The sequence below is a fragment of the Sphingobium sp. FW305-3-2-15-F-TSA7 genome (assembly GCF_058787155.1).
The window spans coordinates 68979-86583 of the sequence record NZ_JBYSZM010000017.1; the positions used below are offsets into that span (position 1 = coordinate 68979).

13 protein-coding genes are annotated in these 17605 nt (G+C 65.1%); 6 read left to right on the top strand and 7 right to left on the bottom strand.

Going from position 1 to position 17605, the window contains the following annotated elements:
• Positions 1-34: 34 nt before the first annotated feature.
• Entirely contained in the window at positions 35-3043 is a 3009-nt protein-coding gene (locus AC3WN8_RS15030; protein ID WP_492670258.1) for a TonB-dependent receptor domain-containing protein, read from the top strand.
• Positions 3044-3123: 80 nt separating this feature from the next.
• Positions 3124-4308, top strand: coding sequence for a serine hydrolase domain-containing protein (locus tag AC3WN8_RS15035; RefSeq protein WP_492670259.1), 1185 nt, complete (start codon positions 3124-3126; stop codon positions 4306-4308).
• Between the two features lie 99 nt (positions 4309-4407).
• Here AC3WN8_RS15035 and AC3WN8_RS15040 read toward each other — a convergent pair whose 3' ends face one another.
• A complete protein-coding gene (locus AC3WN8_RS15040; RefSeq protein ID WP_492670260.1) occupies positions 4408-5328 on the bottom strand; it encodes a LysR substrate-binding domain-containing protein in 921 nt (306 codons plus the stop codon).
• A 99-nt stretch (positions 5329-5427) separates the two neighbouring features.
• Here AC3WN8_RS15040 and AC3WN8_RS15045 point away from each other — a divergent pair, with 99 nt between their 5' ends.
• The 3 genes from AC3WN8_RS15045 to AC3WN8_RS15055 all read left to right on the top strand — a co-directional run bounded on the left by AC3WN8_RS15045 (position 5428) and on the right by AC3WN8_RS15055 (position 8454).
• Positions 5428-6597: an MFS transporter gene (locus AC3WN8_RS15045; RefSeq protein WP_492670261.1), complete on the top strand. Its 1170-nt coding sequence runs from the start codon at positions 5428-5430 to the stop codon at positions 6595-6597.
• Between the two features lie 134 nt (positions 6598-6731).
• Positions 6732-7601 (top strand): CPBP family intramembrane glutamic endopeptidase, encoded by an 870-nt coding sequence (locus AC3WN8_RS15050; protein ID WP_492670262.1) that lies wholly within the window; start codon positions 6732-6734, stop codon positions 7599-7601.
• 205 nt (positions 7602-7806) lie between these two features.
• The gene (locus tag AC3WN8_RS15055) at positions 7807-8454 is read left to right on the top strand and encodes a helix-turn-helix domain-containing protein (protein ID WP_492670263.1); all 648 of its coding nucleotides are present in this window, start codon (positions 7807-7809) and stop codon (positions 8452-8454) included.
• A gap of 47 nt (positions 8455-8501) precedes the next feature.
• On the opposite strand, the gene AC3WN8_RS15060 is transcribed toward AC3WN8_RS15055, so the two are convergent.
• Both AC3WN8_RS15060 and AC3WN8_RS15065 read right to left on the bottom strand, forming a co-directional pair.
• Positions 8502-9950 carry a helicase HerA domain-containing protein gene (locus AC3WN8_RS15060; RefSeq protein ID WP_492670264.1) on the bottom strand — a complete coding sequence of 483 codons (1449 nt, stop codon included), beginning with the start codon at positions 9948-9950 and terminating at the stop codon, positions 8502-8504.
• Between the two features lie 174 nt (positions 9951-10124).
• Positions 10125-11354 carry a DmpA family aminopeptidase gene (locus tag AC3WN8_RS15065; RefSeq protein WP_492670265.1) on the bottom strand — a complete coding sequence of 410 codons (1230 nt, stop codon included), beginning with the start codon at positions 11352-11354 and terminating at the stop codon, positions 10125-10127.
• A 137-nt stretch (positions 11355-11491) separates the two neighbouring features.
• Between AC3WN8_RS15065 and AC3WN8_RS15070 the strand changes: the two genes are divergently transcribed.
• A complete protein-coding gene (locus tag AC3WN8_RS15070) occupies positions 11492-12457 on the top strand; it encodes a LysR substrate-binding domain-containing protein (protein WP_492670266.1) in 966 nt (321 codons plus the stop codon).
• On the opposite strand, the gene aptA is transcribed toward AC3WN8_RS15070, so the two are convergent.
• From aptA to AC3WN8_RS15090, 4 genes are all read right to left on the bottom strand, one after another.
• Positions 12458-13777, bottom strand: a complete 1320-nt coding sequence (gene aptA / locus AC3WN8_RS15075; protein ID WP_492670267.1) for an omega-aminotransferase AptA — start codon at positions 13775-13777, stop codon at positions 12458-12460. It lies immediately after the preceding gene.
• A gap of 130 nt (positions 13778-13907) precedes the next feature.
• Positions 13908-14276 (bottom strand): DUF427 domain-containing protein, encoded by a 369-nt coding sequence (locus AC3WN8_RS15080; protein WP_492670268.1) that lies wholly within the window; start codon positions 14274-14276, stop codon positions 13908-13910.
• 62 nt (positions 14277-14338) lie between these two features.
• Positions 14339-15442 carry a YkvI family membrane protein gene (locus tag AC3WN8_RS15085; RefSeq protein WP_492670269.1) on the bottom strand — a complete coding sequence of 368 codons (1104 nt, stop codon included), beginning with the start codon at positions 15440-15442 and terminating at the stop codon, positions 14339-14341.
• A 169-nt stretch (positions 15443-15611) separates the two neighbouring features.
• Entirely contained in the window at positions 15612-17513 is a 1902-nt protein-coding gene (locus AC3WN8_RS15090; protein ID WP_492670270.1) for a CocE/NonD family hydrolase, read from the bottom strand.
• Positions 17514-17605: the final 92 nt, after the last annotated feature.

Genomic DNA, 17605 nt, shown 5'->3' on the forward strand with positions numbered 1-17605 from the left:
CCCGGAAGCGGGGAAGATGGCAGGGGGATTATCGATGTCTGGGATCATCATGGGCCGGCGCCGCCGGCTGCTTTGCGCGTCGGCCGCGATCGCAGCGGCACTGCCGGTGCCGGCGCTTGCGCAGACGCAGACCTTTCAGTTCAATATCGAGGCGCAGTCGCTGGACGGCGCGCTGCGCGCCTTCGCGCGGACGACGCGGCGGCCGGTGCTGTTCGACGGCAAGCTGGTCAAGGGAAAGACCAGCCCGGGGCTGAAGGGTACATATACCGCCGAAAGCGGGCTCGCGGTCCTGCTCTCCGCATCGCGGCTGCGTGCCACGCTGGGATCGCGGGGCGCCTATGTGATCAAGGCGCACCAGCTTGCGGCAAACGGCGAAGGCGCGGCATTGCAGGCAATGAGCGCTGGCGGCGCGGACGAGCAGGCTGCGGCGGATGCCGCCGCCGATCCGATCGTGATCACCGGATCGCGTATCGACAAAGCGGGATATGAGGCACCGACGCCGACGACGGTGGTCGGTCAGGCCGAGCTCAAATCGGGAGATCGTCCCAATATCGTCGAGGTCCTGAACGACCTGCCGCAGTTCAAGGCGAGCACGACGGCGACGGCGACGGCAGTCTCGATCTATTCAGGAATGGCGACGCCCGACATGCGTGGGCTCGGCGTCAACCGCACGCTTTCGCTGATCAACGGCCGGAGATTCGTGACCACGATCCTGGCCGGCGGTGACCTGAATTTCATTCCGAAATCGCTGGTCAAACGTGTCGATGTGGTCACCGGGGGTGCGTCGGCGGCATGGGGCTCGGGCGCCGTGGCGGGTGTGGTGAACATCATCCTGGACGACAAGATGACCGGCCTCTCCGCCGCCGCGGAATCGGGTGTCTCGTCGCGTGGAGATGGCGCGCGCTATCGCGGTGAACTGAGCTGGGGCACGAAATTCGCAGACGATCGCGGTCATTTCATGATCGCCGCCGAATATCTCCACCAGAGTGGCGCCCTGGGCCGCACGGCGAATAATCGACCGAATCTCGACGGCGCACTCTACACCAGCACGTCGGGCCAGCTCAGCATGGAGCGGGATGTCAACTTCACCAATGCGACGCCGGGCGGGATCATCATGAGCGGTCCGCTGGCGGGCCAGAATTTCAATACCGATGGGACGCTGAGCCCTCTTGTGCTGGGCAGCGCGGTCAATCCATCGAGCTATCTGATGATCGGGGGCGGCAGCCGCAGCTCCAACGATCATTATTCGCTGATCAATCCCTATGATCGCTACAATGTGTTCGCACGCGCCAGCTATGAGCTCAGCGACGCCGCCAAGCTCTGGGTCGATTTCGGCTGGATGCGCACCAGTGGATCATCGACCATCCTGCCGCAGGTGTTCCGCGCGACCTCGACAGGCGGTGGCCTCGTCATCCAGCGTGACAACGCCTTCCTGTCTCCGGCGATCCGAAGCGCGATGGGAGCGACGACGAGCTTCCGTCTTGGCCGGTTCCTCGACGATATCGGACCCAACAAATTCTTCTCCCTCGCCTATCAGCGGGATCAGGTGGATGGTGCGATCGGCATCGAAGGGAAGATCGGGGACAATTGGCGCTATTCGGCTTATTACAATTACGGCGAGTACCGCACGAAGCAGCGGACCTTCAATCAGACGATCACGACCAATTTCAACAACGCCGTCGACGCCATCATCAGCCCGACGACGGGCCAGCCGATCTGCCGCATCGCGCTGACCGATGCCAATACCGCGTGCCGGCCGATCAACCTGCTGGGGCAGAACAACGCCTCACCCGAAGCGATCGCCTATGCCTTTGGCGGTTCGCTTTCGATCAACAGGATTCTGCTGGATTCGACGGGCATCAATCTGCGTGGCGACCTGTTCTCGACATGGGCGGGACCGGTTTCGATCGCCACGGGCGTCGAAGCGCGGTGGGAGAGCATCGTAACCGATTATGTCGATCCGCTGTCGCTCGCGCGGGCCTTCGGTTTCGACAATCGCTCGAATCTGAGCGGCGGCTTCAACGTGAAGGAGGGCTTCGTCGAAATCGCCGTCCCCCTGCTGGATGCCGAGGGGATCGCGACGATCGATGTGAACGGTGCGGCGCGATACAGCGATTACAGCAACAGCGGCGGCATCTGGTCCTGGAAGTTCGGCGGCACTGCTCGGCTGTTCGATGATTTCCGGCTGCGCGCCGTCTATTCGCGCGACATCCGATCGCCGAACATTTCGGAACTCTACACCGAAATGGCGTTGGGAGTGGGGACCGTCGCCGATCCATTCAATGGCAACAACCCCGTCAGCTATCAACGCTATACAGGCGGCAACCCGGATCTACAGCCGGAGATCGGCCATACGCTGACATTGGGCGGCTCATGGACGCCGGCCGCCGTCCCGGGCCTCAACCTGTCGGTCGATGCCTATCGGATCGACATTGATGGCGTGATCGGCACGATCACCATCGCTAATGCGCTCGCGCAATGTTTTGCGGGATCCGCTGTCGCCTGCGCGACGATCGAGCGCCGGCCCGATGGCAGCCTGCTCGCCTATGGCAATTATCAGAATCTCGCATTCTACAAGACACGCGGCGTCGATTTCGAGATCGGCTATCGCTTGCCCGTCAATATAGGCGAAATACCGGGGACCGTGCGGTTCCGGCTGCTCGGTACCTATGTGGACAAGTTCATCGTCAACGATGGCGTGATTACGCGCGAACGCGTAGGTGATATCGGCAGTGCGAGCTGGGCGGTTCCCTGGCGCATGACGGCGATGCTGGGCTGGGAAACGGAGGATTTCTCGACCGAAGCGCGCATCCGCTATGTCGGACGCGGATATCAGGATCAGACCCTGCCGATCGTCAACAACCGGATCGCCGCGCGCGCCTATCTCGATCTGAGCGCGCAATATCGGATCGGCGAAGCCTTTTCGATCTATGCCAACATCAACAATGCGCTCGACCGTGATCCGCCGCTCTCGGGCAACTCTGCGTTGTTCCATGACGCGATGGGTCGCTATTTTTCCGGCGGCGTTCGACTCAAATTCTAACTGCGAGGGAGCAAGCCGGACATGCGTTACGGCAATCGCCGATCGCACATGTCCGGTTTGCGCGATGGGGAGGTAAAGATATGAAAACTCTGAAGATGGCAGGTCTTGCGCGTATTGCGCCGGTTATCCTGATGCTCGCGCAAACAGCGGCGCCGGCCCCGGTGCTGGCGCGTTCCGCGAGCACCGCGCCGGTCGCGACCTCCGTGGCGGCTATCGACAAGATGATGGCGGATAGCTTGGCATCGCAAAAGCTGGCCGGGGCCGTGATCGGCGTGATGAAGGACGGCAAGATCGTCCTGATCAAGGGCTATGGCATGGCGGACCTCGAAGAGGGGCAGCCGGTAAAGCCCGGCACGATCTTTCGCATCGGATCGATCACCAAGCAATTCACCGCCGCCATGCTACTGATACTGGTCGATCGTGGGCAATTGTCGCTGAGCGATCCGATCGCAAAATATTTCCCTGACTTCCCGAAGGCGGAGGGGATCACCGTCCGCCACCTCCTGGATCATACGTCGGGCATCCACGGCTATACCGACAAGGCATTCTGGGAGGCGACATCGCCGCTCGGATTGCGCGCCTGGCGGGCGCAAAGCACCGAGGATATGGTCAACTTCATCGCCCGACAGGACAGTCTGACCGATTTTCCGGTCGGCACCGACTATCGCTACAACAACTCCGCTTATGTGATGGCAGGCGCCATCGTCGAGAAAGTGACGGGCAAGCCCTATGCGGAGGCGCTGGACGCGTTGATCGCCAAGCCGCTGGGGCTGACCGACACCGCCTATGACGATGAACGCGCCATCGTGCCGCACCGCGCCAAGGGGTATCAGGTTCGTGACGGCAAGCTGGCTTATCCGATGCCGTTGTCGGTAAGCGTGGCAGCCGGCGGTGGCGCGATGCGCTCGACTGCGGCGGACCTCCTGCACTGGCAAGAGGCGCTGCTGGGTGGAAAAGTGCTGAAGCCGGAAAGCCTGGCACTGATGACCCAACCCGCGAAACTGACGGATGGCCGGCCCACCAGCGCGGTTCAGAAACCCGATCCGGACGGTCGTCCGCCGCTGGACTACGGCCTGGGTATCGCGTTCGGCAATCGCGACGGGCGCCGCATCATCGGCCATGGCGGTGCGATCAACGGCTTCAACGGCATGCTCTATACCTATCCCGACGACAGGACGGCGATCGTGATGCTCGCGAACACCGCCGGCGGCGCCGGTGAGCGCTATTGGGACGTGGTGGGTGCCTGGTTCGGAGCGCCGCAGTAAAAGACCATCAGCTTGGATGTTTGCGATCTTTAAGCCCTGCTTGTCGCAGTTGCGCGCAATGCTTCCGTCAATGCCGGGATGATTGCGGTGCGATAGCGTTCAGCCCGATCGCCGCACGCCTCCCGCGCCCAGCCGTTCGGCCAGGAAATCGACGAAGACGCGGACGCGTGTCGGCGTGTTCGTCCCGCCGACAAAGACGGCGTGGATATCCTCGCGGTCGCCGGGATTATAGGCTTCGAGCAGCGCGACCAGCCGCCCGGCCGCGATATCGTCGACGACATGGAAGCTGCCGACGCGCGCGATGCCGACACCCTGTCGCGCGAGTTGGACCAGGGTTTCGCCGTTGTTCGCCTCGATATTGCCCTTGACGCCCAGCGCATAATCGCGGCCGTCGCGGCGAAAGGGCCAGACCGGCTCCGCGCGGCGGAAATTGAAGTTCAGGCAATTGTGGCCGAGCAGATCTTCCGGGATCTGCGGCGTCCCCATTCGCGCCAGATAGTCGGGCGAGGCGACGATCGTGCGCCCATTCTCGCCCAGCTTCCGCGCGGTCAGCAGGCTGTCGGGCAGCGGGCCGAAGCGGATGGCGACATCGGCGCGGCCGCCGGCGATGTCGACCAATGTGTCGCCCAGGCTGATATCGACCAATATGCCCGGATAACGTTCGACGAATTCCTCCAGCAGCGGCACGATCGACAGCCGCCCATGCGCGAGCGCCGCACTCACGCGCAACCGGCCGCGCGGCGCCGCCTGCTCCGCGATCGCGTCCTCGGTTTCGGCCATGTCGGCCAGAATCCGCTGCGCCGCCAGATGATAGGCCTCCCCCTCCGGAGTCAGGGTCATGCAGCGCGTGGTGCGCACGATCAGCCGGACGCCCAGCCGCGCCTCGATCCGCGCGACGATCCGGCTGACCGCCGAGGGGGTCAGCCCCAGCACCCGCCCGGCCGACGAGAAGCTGCCTTCGCGGATCGCCGCGACGAATGCTTCCATCTCGCCCGAACGATCGATCATTTCGCGCGCCATTGTTGATTCTCACGCACAGATGCTTCGCCTCCGCTCCGTCTACCGGACATTGCCGCCAAGCGCCATTTGGCCAGGATCAAAAATGAAAGGGTGCGTCCCATGAAGATCAACCCGCCACTCCTGGCGCTGGCCATCGGTGCATTCGGCATCGGCGTGACCGAATTCGCCCCGATGGGGCTGTTGCCGGTGATCGCCACCGATCTCGGCGTCTCGATTCCGGCCGCCGGCCTGCTGGTCAGCGCCTATGCGCTCGGCGTGCTGATCGGCGCGCCGCTGATGACGCTGACCACCGGGCGTGTGCCGCGCCGCACCTTGCTGATGCTGCTGATGGGGATCTTCACGGTCGGCAACCTGCTGTCGGCGATCTCCGACGGCTATGCGATGCTGCTCGTCTCGCGCGTCATCACCTCGTTCAATCATGGCGCATTCTTCGGCGTGGGATCGCTGGTCGCGGCCAGCGTGGTGCCCGCCGACAAGCGCGCCGGCGCGGTCGCGGCGATGTTCATGGGCCTGACGATCGCCAATATCGCAGGCGTGCCGCTCGCCACCTGGGCGGGCGAACTGATGGGCTGGCGCGCCGCTTTCTGGGGCATCGCGCTGCTCGGCCTCGCGACGCTGGCGGCGTTGCGCTTCGCGCTGCCCGATCTTCCCGCCGATCAGGGGACCGACATGCGCGCCGAACTGCGCGAACTGACGCGCGGCCCCGTGCTTGCGGCGCTGGCGCTGACCGTCATCGGATCGAGCGCGATGTTCACCGTCTTCACCTATATCGCGCCGATCCTCCGGGTGGAGGCGCAGGCGTCGACAGCGTTCGTCACCGCGATGCTTGTGCTTTACGGCCTGGGTCTGACCGTCGGCAACTGGCTGGGCGGGCGTTATGCCGATCGCTCGGTCGACGGCACGCTGATCGCGGCACTCGGCGGACTGGTGGTGCTGCTGATCCTGTTCGCCGGGGCGATGCACTGGCCGGTGCCGGCGGCCGTGCTGATCTTTCTCTGGGGCGTGGCGAGCTTCGCGCTGGTGCCGCCGCTCCAGATGCGGGTGATGACCGAAGCGGCCAGCGCCCCCAATCTCGCTTCCGCGATGAACATCGGCGCCTTCAATCTCGGCAATGCCATCGGCGCCGCGCTGGGCGGCGGCGTGATCGGCGCCGGCCTGGGCTATCCCGCGGTATCGATCGCCGGCGCAGCAATGGCCGCGGCAGGGCTGGTATTCGTCCTCGCCCTTCGCCGCGGCCCGGCGGCGGTGCCGTTGAGCGAGGCCTGCTGACCGGGTGCCGCCGCCTCTGCGACCGCAAATCACAGCCTGATCGAGCCTGAAATTTCCGTTTGGAAAAATGCGGGCATCATCATACGCTCGGGCAGAGAAGCCGGCCCAGATCGCCCGGCTCGGGGAGAGCGGACATGGAACGAAACAGGCTGGCGGGCGACATATCGCTGTTCCTGGTGCTGACACTGGCCATAAGCTGCATTTTCTACGTGCTGATCCTCAACGCCGGCGAAGCGCCGGGCGTACGACAATATGTGACGGGGCTGATGTGGTCGCCCGCGGTCGGCGCATTGCTGACGGTGCGCATCCGCCGGCTGGACCTGGCGTCGCTCGGCTGGGGCTGGGGGGAAAATCGCTGGAACCTGGCCGGCTATCTGATCCCCTTCGCTTATGCCGGCATAGCCTATCTGATCGTGTGGCTGGCCGGCTGGGGCGGTTTTGCCGATGCCGACAATGTCGCCAAGCTGGCCGCGATGCTCGGCTGGCAGGATGCCAAGCCCGCACTCGTCGTCATCGGCTATATGCTGGTGATGATGACGACCGGCTTCGTCAGCTCGCTCGCCACGGGGCTGGGCGAGGAGATCGGCTGGCGGGGTTTCCTGGCACCGCGCATGGCGGCGCTGACGGGATTCACCCCCAGCGTGTTCATCGTCGGGCTGATCTGGGGCGCCTGGCACATGCCGCTGCTGCTGTTCGGCGATTATAATCAGGGCACCGAATGGTGGGTCTCGGTGCCGTGCTTCATGGTGCTGGTGCTGAGTTGCAGCATGATCATGGCGTGGCTGCGGCTTCGCTCCAACAGCCTGTGGCCGTGCGCCATCGTGCACGCCAGCCACAATCTCTTCATCCAGGCGATCTTCACGCCGCTGACCGGCGAGCGCGGCAGCGCCACCGCCTATACGACCGGCGAATTCGGCATCGTCGTGCCCGTCGTGCTCACCGTCTTCGCGATCTGGTTCTGGATGCGGCGCGGCCAGGTCACCGTGCCCGGCGCGGCGACCTGATGGGCCCGCTCCCCCAAGCCTTGCGGCCCGAAACATGGTCGACTCCGGTGCGATCGCGCCCGTTCGATTGCACACAGGGCATGGAGACCATATGTAACGGCATAGTTGAAGCGACAGGTTCCGATCGAAACATAATGATCCTCCCCACAGAAACGCCGAATTCCGCCGACGCGTACGGCATTCACATCGATCCGGCGTTCCGCGCATGAAGGCCGACCAGCCGACACTCGGCGCGCTGATGCGCAGCCTGCGGACCCGCAACAGCTGGACGCTCAAGGAAATGAGCGATCGCAGCGGCATCCCGATCTCGACCCTGTCGAAGGTCGAGCATGACCGGCTGACGCTGACCTATGACAAGCTCTTGCAGCTCAGCCAGCGGCTCAACATCCGCATGTCGGAGCTGTTCGCGGAGACCGATCCGGGCGCCGAAACCCAGGTGACGGCGCGGCGCAGCATCGGCGACATGGATCGTGCTATCCGCGTCACCACGCCCAATTACGATTACCACTATCTCTGCACCGAATTGCGCCGGAAGCGCATGATCCCGCTGATCACGCGCATCCGCGCCAAATCCGCTGCGGAGTTCGGCGATCCGGTTCGCCATCCGGGCGAAGAGTTCGTCTATATCGTCAAGGGGCGGATCGTCGTCCACACCGAATTCTACGATCCGGTGACGCTTGGCGAAGGCGAATCGATCTATCTCGATTCGAACATGGGCCATGCCTATGTGACCGCCGAGGGCTGCGACGAGGCGATCGTGCTGGGGGTCTGCTCGAGCGCCGAGGACGGGCTGATGGATTCGCTGCTCAACCTTCATGGCGAAGACGCAGAGCTCGAGAACGCGCCGGTCTGACTTAAGGGGCGGCATCCCCGCCTGACTGTGCCGCTAGCGCCACCCGCTCAGGCGGCGGCGGGCATCGTGGTCCAGCCCAGCGCCGGAATGGTGATCGATCGCTTGCCCGACATGTCGACGCGGGTCACCAGGATCTGGCGGTCCTCGATATAGCTGATGATGCGCTGGGCGCGGCGGAGCGAAGTCGTGCCGTAGACGCGCGCGAGTTCCTCGTCGCTCGGGCAGGGCTCGCCGTCGCGCGCGGCGCGGGCGATGCGCAGATAGGCACCAAGCATATCGTCGGGCAGCCCGTGCGCCGCCGCAATCGCGGGCGCCCATTCCTCGCTCATATCCTCGAACACGCCCGCGCGCGCGGCCCCCAGCCGCCGCGCGAAGGAAGATGCATCGAGCGGTGGCCGGTGCACGCCCATCATCCGGCAGCGCACCTGGAAGTCCTGAAACATCAAGGCGGCCGAGCGTGACGACGAATCCGGATCCTCGACAAGCGCACGCAACGCCTCGGCGACCACCGGGCCGGGGTCGATCGCGGGTGCCGACGGACGTTCGGGCGCAGGGGCGGTGCTGGCCTCGATGGTATGGAGCACATCATCGACCGGCGGGGGCTTGGGCGGCACATAGGTGATCGGCGCTGGGCCGGGTTCATCCAGTCCGTCGAGCAGGGTCTGGCGCATATCCTCGGCCGAAATCTGCGGCAACGGGGTGAGCATGGGGCCGGTGCCCCGCGCGGCGGTTTCGACGGGGCCGATCCGGATCGAGATCGGCCTGCGCGATATTGCCGGGCCGAGCGCCAGGAAATTGCCGCGCTGGAGATCGCGGATCGCATCGGCCTGGCGCCGTTCCATGCCGAGCAGATCGGCGGCGCGCGCCATGTCGATATCGAGGAAGGTGCGCCCCATCAGGAAGTTGGACGCCTCTGCCGCGACATTCTTGGCGAGCTTGGCCAGGCGCTGCGTCGCGATGATCCCGGCAAGACCGCGCTTGCGCCCACGGCACATCAGGTTGGTCATCGCCGACAGCGACGCGCGCCGCACCTCCTCGGTCACCTCGACCGCACCGGAGGGCGCGAACACCTGCGCCTCGTCGACCACCACCAGTGCGGGATACCAATGCTCGCGCGGCGCATCGAACATGCCCGACAGGAAAGCGGCGGCGCAGCGCATCTGGCCTTCGGCGTCCAGCCCCTCGAGGCTGAGCACGACCGATGCGCGATGCTCGCGGCAGCGCGCGGCGAATTTGACGACTTCGTTGATCGAATAATCCGCGCCTTCGACGACGACATGGCCATAGGGCCCGGCCAGGGTCACGAAATCGCCCTCAGGATCGATGATGACCTGCTGGACATGCTCCGCGCTGCGTTCGAGCAGGCGGCGCAGCAGGTGCGACTTGCCCGATCCCGAATTGCCCTGGACGAGCAACCGCGTCGCCAACAGCTCTTCGAGATCGATCGAAGCGCCCTTGCCCGTATTGTCCGTGCCTATATCGACTTGAATCGTCATGCCGCCGTTTGGCCGAGATGCCACCATCCCGGCAAGGGCCGGATGCGCCTTTCGTCGCGACTTGGCGAAATAGACTCTGGTTCCGGTTCAGATTGCACCGAAACGACTCGGAATTGTCCCTTGCTTGCCGCGATTTCCGAGCCGGCAGGTGAGTCCACCTGCCTCGAAATCACTTTAGGGTGTGGCCCCCGCGGCCGCGTTCCAACGCTTCATCGACCGCTTCAGCACGTCGTGCGGCAGGCCGAAGACCTTGAATCCGTCGGCCCCCGTCATGTCGCGCGCGGCGACCATCGCGTTGACGACGGCTTCCTCGGTCGCATCCACTGTCGCCTCGAACAGCGGCGTCAATTCCTCGTTCGAATACATCTCGACCTGGGTCTGGCCGGTCTGCACCGCCGGGACTTGCGGATTCGCCGTCGAGAAGGCGACGAAGATGTCGCCCGACCCCGCGCTGGCGACCGAACCCAGACGGCCGAGCCCAAGCCCGGCGCGCTTCGAGATACGCTTGAGCTGATGCGGCAGCAGCGGCGCATCGGTCGCCACGACGATAATGATCGAGCCGTCTCGCGCACGCCCGACCGGAGCCGATGCGGGCGCACAGGCCCGGATATCCTTGCCGTCGCCGCCCACCTTGCAGGGCAGATAGCTGTCCGCCAGTTCCTTGCCGACCGGTGCCCCGCCGATCCGCAGGCTTTTGCGATCGCCGTAATTGCACTGCACCAGCACGCCGACGGTATAGCTTTTCCCGCCCTGCTTCACGATGCGCGACGACGTGCCGATGCCGCCCTTGAACATGTTGCAGATCATGCCGGTGCCCCCGCCGACCGCGCCCTCCGTCACCGGGCCGCCGCGCGCCGAATCGAGCGCCTGGCGGACATGGTCGGGCTTCACATGGAAACCGTTGATGTCGTTGAGCACCCCGTCATAGGTTTCCGCGACCAAAGGCACGAACCAGCGCGCGTTCCAGCCCTTGTCGACCATCCAGCCCACGGCGGTATCGCGCGCGATGCCGACGCTGTGGGTATTGGTGATCAGGATCGGACCATCGAGCAACCCCCGCTCCTCCAGCCAGACCGTACCGGTCATCTCGCCGGCGCCGTTGAGCGTCGACCAGCCGGCGAAAACCGGCACGGTCGACTGGCGGCCGCGCGGAATCACTGCGGTTACGCCGGTGCGCACCGGGCCTTGGCCGACCTTGGTCGCGCCCTCGCCCGAAATCAGCGTCGTGTGGCCGACCTCGACGCCGGCGACGTCGGTGATCGCATTGAGCGGCCCCGTTTCGCCGTGGAAGGGAACGCCGAGATCGCGCGCACGCTCAGGCGCGGTCTGGGCATGGGCGACGCCCGTGAAACCGCTTGCCAGGGCGAGCACGGCAAGCGCCGTGCGGAATGTTCGATCGATCATATGTCCCCCGAGCCAGTAAAATAGCGGGTGATTGTCGCGGCGGTGACGCAAACCGCAAGGTGCGAAGCGCAGACCGCCGTTGCCCTCAGCGCACCAAGATCGCTTGTGTTTGTGGCCATGGTCAAGATAATCGCGCAATGCCGCAGCCGACCGACGACGCCCCATCATCGCCCGAAGCCAGCGACGCGCGGCATGCGGCGGCGATTCCGCCCTTCGCGGCATTGCGCGCGTTCGAGGCGGTCGGCCGCGAAGGCGGCATCCGCAAGGCGGCGGCGGCGCTCAACCTCGACCATGCCGTGGTCAGCCGCCATATCCGCCTGCTCGAGGAATGGCTGGGGATCGGCCTGTTCCACCGCGACGGCGGACGGTTGCGGCTGACCGAAGCGGGCGGACGTTTCCACGCACGGATCTCGGGCGCGATCGCCGAGATCGCGCATGCCACGACCGATGCGATGGACAATGACGGCCATCGTGGGCGCAGCCTGAAGCTCTGGTGCGTGCCCGGCTTCGCCGCGCAATGGCTGACCGACCAGATCGCCGATTTCGAGGCGCTCCATCCCGATCATCGCGTCGAACTGCGCCCGACCGACGCCGCCGCCGACCTGCTCGCGCGCGAGGCCGATATCGATATCCGCTTCTATGGCGACGATTGGCCGCCCAGTCCCGGCGGCAAGGGGCTGCGCTTCGTGGCGCTGGCGCGCCCGTCCATCCTGATGGTCGCCAATCCCGGGATGGCGGCGCGACTGGCCGACGCAGCACCCGCCGACCTGCTCGACGCGCCCTTGCTGCACGAGGAACATGACGAGCAGTGGCGCGCCTGGCTGCGGCTGAACGGCGTTGCCGTGAACGGCAGGATCGCGGGCCCTTTGCTCTGGCACGCGCATCTCGCCATCGCCGCCGCGCGGCGCGGACGCGGCGTGGCGCTGGCGAGCGACTATCTGGTCGCCCGCGATCTCAAACAGGGCGCGCTGGTCGAAGTGCGGATGCCCGGCACGCGCCAGGTCGAGCTGGGCACCTATGCCTTCGTCACGCGCGAGGACCGCTGGTCCTCGCCCGCGATCGCCGCGCTCCGCCGCTTCCTGCTCGCGCGCGCGGCCGCCTGATCAATCGGTCGCGTTGAGCGCCGCGCCGATCCGCTCGACGATCTCGTCGATCTGCGCCTCGCTGACGATCAGCGGTGGCGACAGCGCGATGATGTCTCCGGTCACGCGGATCAGCAGCCCCTCGTCGAAGCAGCGCTGGAAGATCTCGAAAGCGCGCCGCCCCGGCGCATCGGGCCTGGGGGTGAGTTCGATGCCCGCGATCAGGCCGAGATTGCGGATATCGACGACATGCCGCTCGCCCTTCAGCCGATGCACCGCCGCTTCCCAATAGCCGGCAAGGCCGGCGGTGCGGGCGAACAGCCCGTCCTCGGCATAGACGGACAGTGTGGCGAGCCCGGCGGCGGCGGCGAGTGGATGGCCCGAATAGGTATAGCCATGGAAGAATTCGATGCCCCGCGGCGCGCCCTCGACGATGCGATCATGCACCGCGCGGCTGGCGGCGACCGCGCCCATCGGCACCGCCGCGTTGGTCAGTCCCTTGGCCATCGTCACGATATCGGGGGTGATCCCGAAATAATGCGCGGCGGTGGGGGCGCCCAGCCGCCCGAAAGCGGTGATCACCTCGTCGAAGATCAGCAATATGCCGTGCCGCGCCGTTATCTCGCGCAGCCGCTCGAGATAGCCGCGCGGGGGCACGAGCACGCCGGTGGAGCAGGCGACGGGCTCGACGATCACGGCTGCGATCGTTTCCGGCCCGTGCAGCGCGACCAGCCGTTCGAGCTCGCCGGCCATGTCCTCGTTGGTGTCGGGCTGTCCGCGCGTGAACGCCGCCTCCGCGCGGTAGGTGGCGGAGAGATGATCGACGCCCCAGATCTGCGCACCGAAGCTGCGGCGGTTCCCGCCGATCCCGCCGACCGAGGTGCCGCCCATATTGGTGCCGTGATAGCCGCGTTCGCGCCCGATCAGCCGCGTCCGCGCGCCTTCGCCATTGGCGCGGTGATAGGCGAGCGCCATCTTGAGCGCGGTATCCGCCGCCTCCGATCCCGAATTGGTGAAGAAGATGCGATCGAGCCCGGCCGGCATCATGTCCGCCAGCGCGCGCGCCAGTTCGAAGGCCTTGGGATGGCCAAGCTGGAAGGTCGGCGCAAAATCGAGCTCGGCGGCCTGTTCGCGGATCGCCTCGACGATCGCGCGACGGCCATGGCCGGCATTGACGCACCAGAGCCCGGCGGTCGCATCGAGCACCGGCCGCCCGTCCGGCGTGCGATAATACATGCCCTCCGCCGAAGCGAAGAGACGCGGCTGCGCCTTGAACCCGCGATTGTCGGTGAAGGGCATCCAGAAGGCGGACAGATCGCCATCGGCCTGTTCGGGATTCATGGGGCTCGCATCCTCCTGTATTTCCAATGCTGGTTGGCGCGAAATGTTGCGCCAACCAGGATGGAGGGCAAGGTGCCAAGCTCGCCGCGACGTTGCCCTGCGGGCACCATCGCGCGCACGGACGCAGCGTTTATTCGATCGCGTCGACCCGATCGGGATAGAAAGCCAGATGATCGCGGATCCCCGCGACCGCATCGTGCGGATGCTCGTAGCTCCACACCGCATTGCGCGAGCGGTCGCCGCCGATGGGGATGCTGAAATAGGATGCGTCGCCCTTGTACGGGCAATAGGTCGCATGATCGGTCCGTTCGAGCAGCGCCATGTCGACATCGGCGCGCGGGATATAATGGACCGGCGGATAATTCGCTTCGCGCAGTATCAGCGAATGCTGCGTATCCGCGACGGTCCGTCCCGCGACGGTGACGGTGACTCGCCCGGGATGGGCCTCGATCGTGATCGGATGATCCGTGCCAGGAATCAGGATCGGCTTGTCGGTCATGGTGGCGTCCTCCGGCTTCCCATGGAAATAGGAAGCCGGACGGTCCGCCGCCAGATCCCGGCTTACACAGTCGCAGGAACCGCCTGCCCGCCGCGCATCAGGCGATACAGGCCAACGGTCAGCAGCGGTACCACCAGCACGACCAGGAAATAGATGGCGCTATAGCGATATCCCGTGCCGATCAGCTCGATCAGGCCGATCGCGGTGGCGGCATAGCCGGCAAGCACGATCAGTGAAATCGCGATCACCGGCCGGGCGGCCTTGGGCAATGGCCGGCCGCGATCGAGCGCGCTTCGGGCCAGCCGCTCGTTGAAGCCGTGCAGCAGCCCCACCCCTGTCTTCAGCAGCGCACCGAAGATGACCAGACGGATCACCAGCGACAGCGTCGGGCTGTCGACACGGTCGAGCACATAGCTGACCGGAAGCGCAGACGCCTTTACGTCCGGATAAAAGGCGCTGAGCGTGAGCAAGAAGGCGAAGCCCGGCAGAAGGATCAGCGGCCCCGCGATCGCGCCCGCCCACAGCGCCTCGCGACGGCTGGCGAAATCGCGCGCGACGAAGATCAGCACGGGCAGGATGGTGATGTTGTACGCGGTATAGCTGACCCCGTTCCACAGCGCCGGACCGGCGCGGACGGGCTCGGAACCGAGCGCGGTCGCCATGTCGCCGCCGAACTGCGCGACGACGAGGACGAACATCGTGCCATAAGCGATATAGAAGATGATCGACCAGGCGGAGATGACGCGCTCGATCAGCGTGTTGCCGAAAAAGACCAATGCGGCGACAAGCGCCATGAACAGGCTGGCGCTCAGCCAGTGCGGCATGCCCGCCAGTTCGGCGAGCAACTCGCTTGCCGCCGCCGACACGACGGCGAGCGCGAGGATGAGCGCCGCGATATAGCCGATCTCGAACAGCCAGCGGAACCGGCCGAGCAGCAGCCCCATCAGGCTGTTATAGTCGAAGGCCTTGGCGGACCGCGCAAGTTCGAAGGCGATCATCGCACCCACGCTGAACAGCAAGGCGGTCAGCGCCATGCCGATCAGCCCGGAGACCGGATTGACCGAGAGGAAGAACTCCACGAGTTCGCGGCCGGTGGCATAGCCACCGCCGACCAGCACCGCCTGGATGACGAGCCCGGGCACCACATAGCGAGTCAAGCCGCGCACATCATTTCTCCCCGTGAAATCTTTTATCTCGAGCGCTTCCCGACCGAAAAACCGGTTCCGACTTTTCGGGAAGCGCTCTGGAATCGATCGGTTATGCCCGTTCCGCGATCACAACACATACCGTATCGGGACTGTCTCTATCCCGATCGGGTCAGAAGCCCCGTCCCGCTCAGCGCGCGCCGGCTACTCGTACCGAGATCGCGGACGGCTGAGCGGCGTTGTGGACGATCGCGTGCGTCTGCGCCTTGAAATCCGCCGGCTTCGCCTTGAGGATATTGGGCACGAAGGTCTGCGGATTGCGGTCGATCAGCGGGAACCAGCTGCTCTGCACCTGGACGGCAATGCGATGCCCTTTCTTGAAGACATGCGATGCCGAATGCAGATCGATGGTGTAGCGCAACACCTTGCCCGGCGCGATCGGCTCGGGCTTTTCATAGCTGTTGCGGAAACGGCCGCGGAAGACGTCGTTCGCGACCATGCGCTGGCGACCACGCAACTCGGCCGGCGTCGCTTCGTCCGATGGCGAGACGTCGATCAGCTTGACCACCCAGTCGGCATCGGTGCCCGTGGTGCTCGCGAAGAGCTGGGCGGCGACATCACCTGAGATCGTCAGATCCTCGGTTAGCGGCTCGGTCTGCCAGAACAGCACGTCCTTGCGCTTGGCGAAGGGCGCCTGGTCGTCGGCGATCCAGCTCGACCAGGTCGAACTCGGGTGCATGAAGGGCTTGAGGTTGGCGCGATCGCGATAGGGCACCGGGTTGGCGGGATCCGACACGAAGCTGTCGGGCTTCTCGCCCGCGCCAGGCGCTTCGAAGGACAGTCGGCCGCCACTGCGCAGATAGAGTTTGCGCTCGACGCCCTCGACCGGCGGCCATTGCTTGAGCTTCTGCCACTGGTTGCTGCCCGACTGGAAGACCATCGCCTCGGGCTGGTCGAGCGTGCCGATCCCCTTCAGCCAGTAACGGAACCAGGGCAGCTCGACATTGGCGCGGAATTCGGTGCCGGTCTGCGATCCGAGCGGATAGGGACCGTATTTGCTGCCCTCGCCGCGCCAGCCGCCATGGTTCCACGGCCCCACGACCAGATAGTTGAGCCCCTTGTCGTCGCCCTTTTCCTGATTGGCGTAGATTTCCATCGGACCGTAGAAATCCTCCTGATCCCACCATCCGGCGACGATCAGATTGGGCGTCGCCACCCTGGCGGGCATCATGTGAGAGGTGCGGCCGGTCTTCCAGAACGCGTCGTAATTGGGATGATCGACGAAATTCTGCCAGCTTGGCATGGTCCGGCCCAGCTTCTGCTGGTCCAGCGTCGCGAGATCCTTCTGTTTCAGATACCAGTCATAGGCATCGTCGGTGCCGAAATCGAAGGGTTTCATCGATCGGCCATCGGTCTCCAGCGCCGATACCCAGGACCAGGCATAATCGAGGCGGAAAGCGCCATTGTGCAGGAAATCGTCGCCGATGAACATGTCCTCGGGCGAGGCCTGCGACGACACCGCCTTGAGCGCGGGATGCGGATCGATCGTCGCGATCGCCGCGGTCCAGCCGCCATAGGACACGCCGAACACGCCGACCTTGCCGTTGTTGTCGGGCAGCGTCTTCACCAGCCAGTCGATCGAATCATAAGTGTCGGTCGCTTCGTCGATGCCGTCGGGCGTCGTCCTGGTCGGGCGCAGATTGACGAACTCGCCCTCCGACGTGAAGCGCCCGCGAATATCCTGGAAGACGAAGATATATTTGTCGGCCGCCAGTTCGCCATAGCCGCCGTCCTTGGTCAGCGCCCGATCGATCCGCGCCGATGTGAATCCATAGGGCGACCGCGTCATCATGATCGGCAATTTCTCGGTCACGCCCTTGGGACGCCAGACCTGTGCGTGCAGCTTCACACCGTCGCGCATCGGGATCATCACGTCTTCGCTGACATAGCCCGAAACGGGGGCCTCGACGGGCGCCGGGCTGGCCTGCGCAAGTGCCGCGGACGTCGACAGGATCGGCGCGGAGAGCCCGCACGCCAGGGCGATCGCGAGCAGCTTCGCCCGGCGTCCCGGATTGCCATTGAATATGCGCATATGGTGCCTCCCCGTTTTGGGACTAACGAGACGATCGGAAATCGATTGTCAGTTGGAACCAAAATTCTCCAATCGAGATTACAAATCCTGAA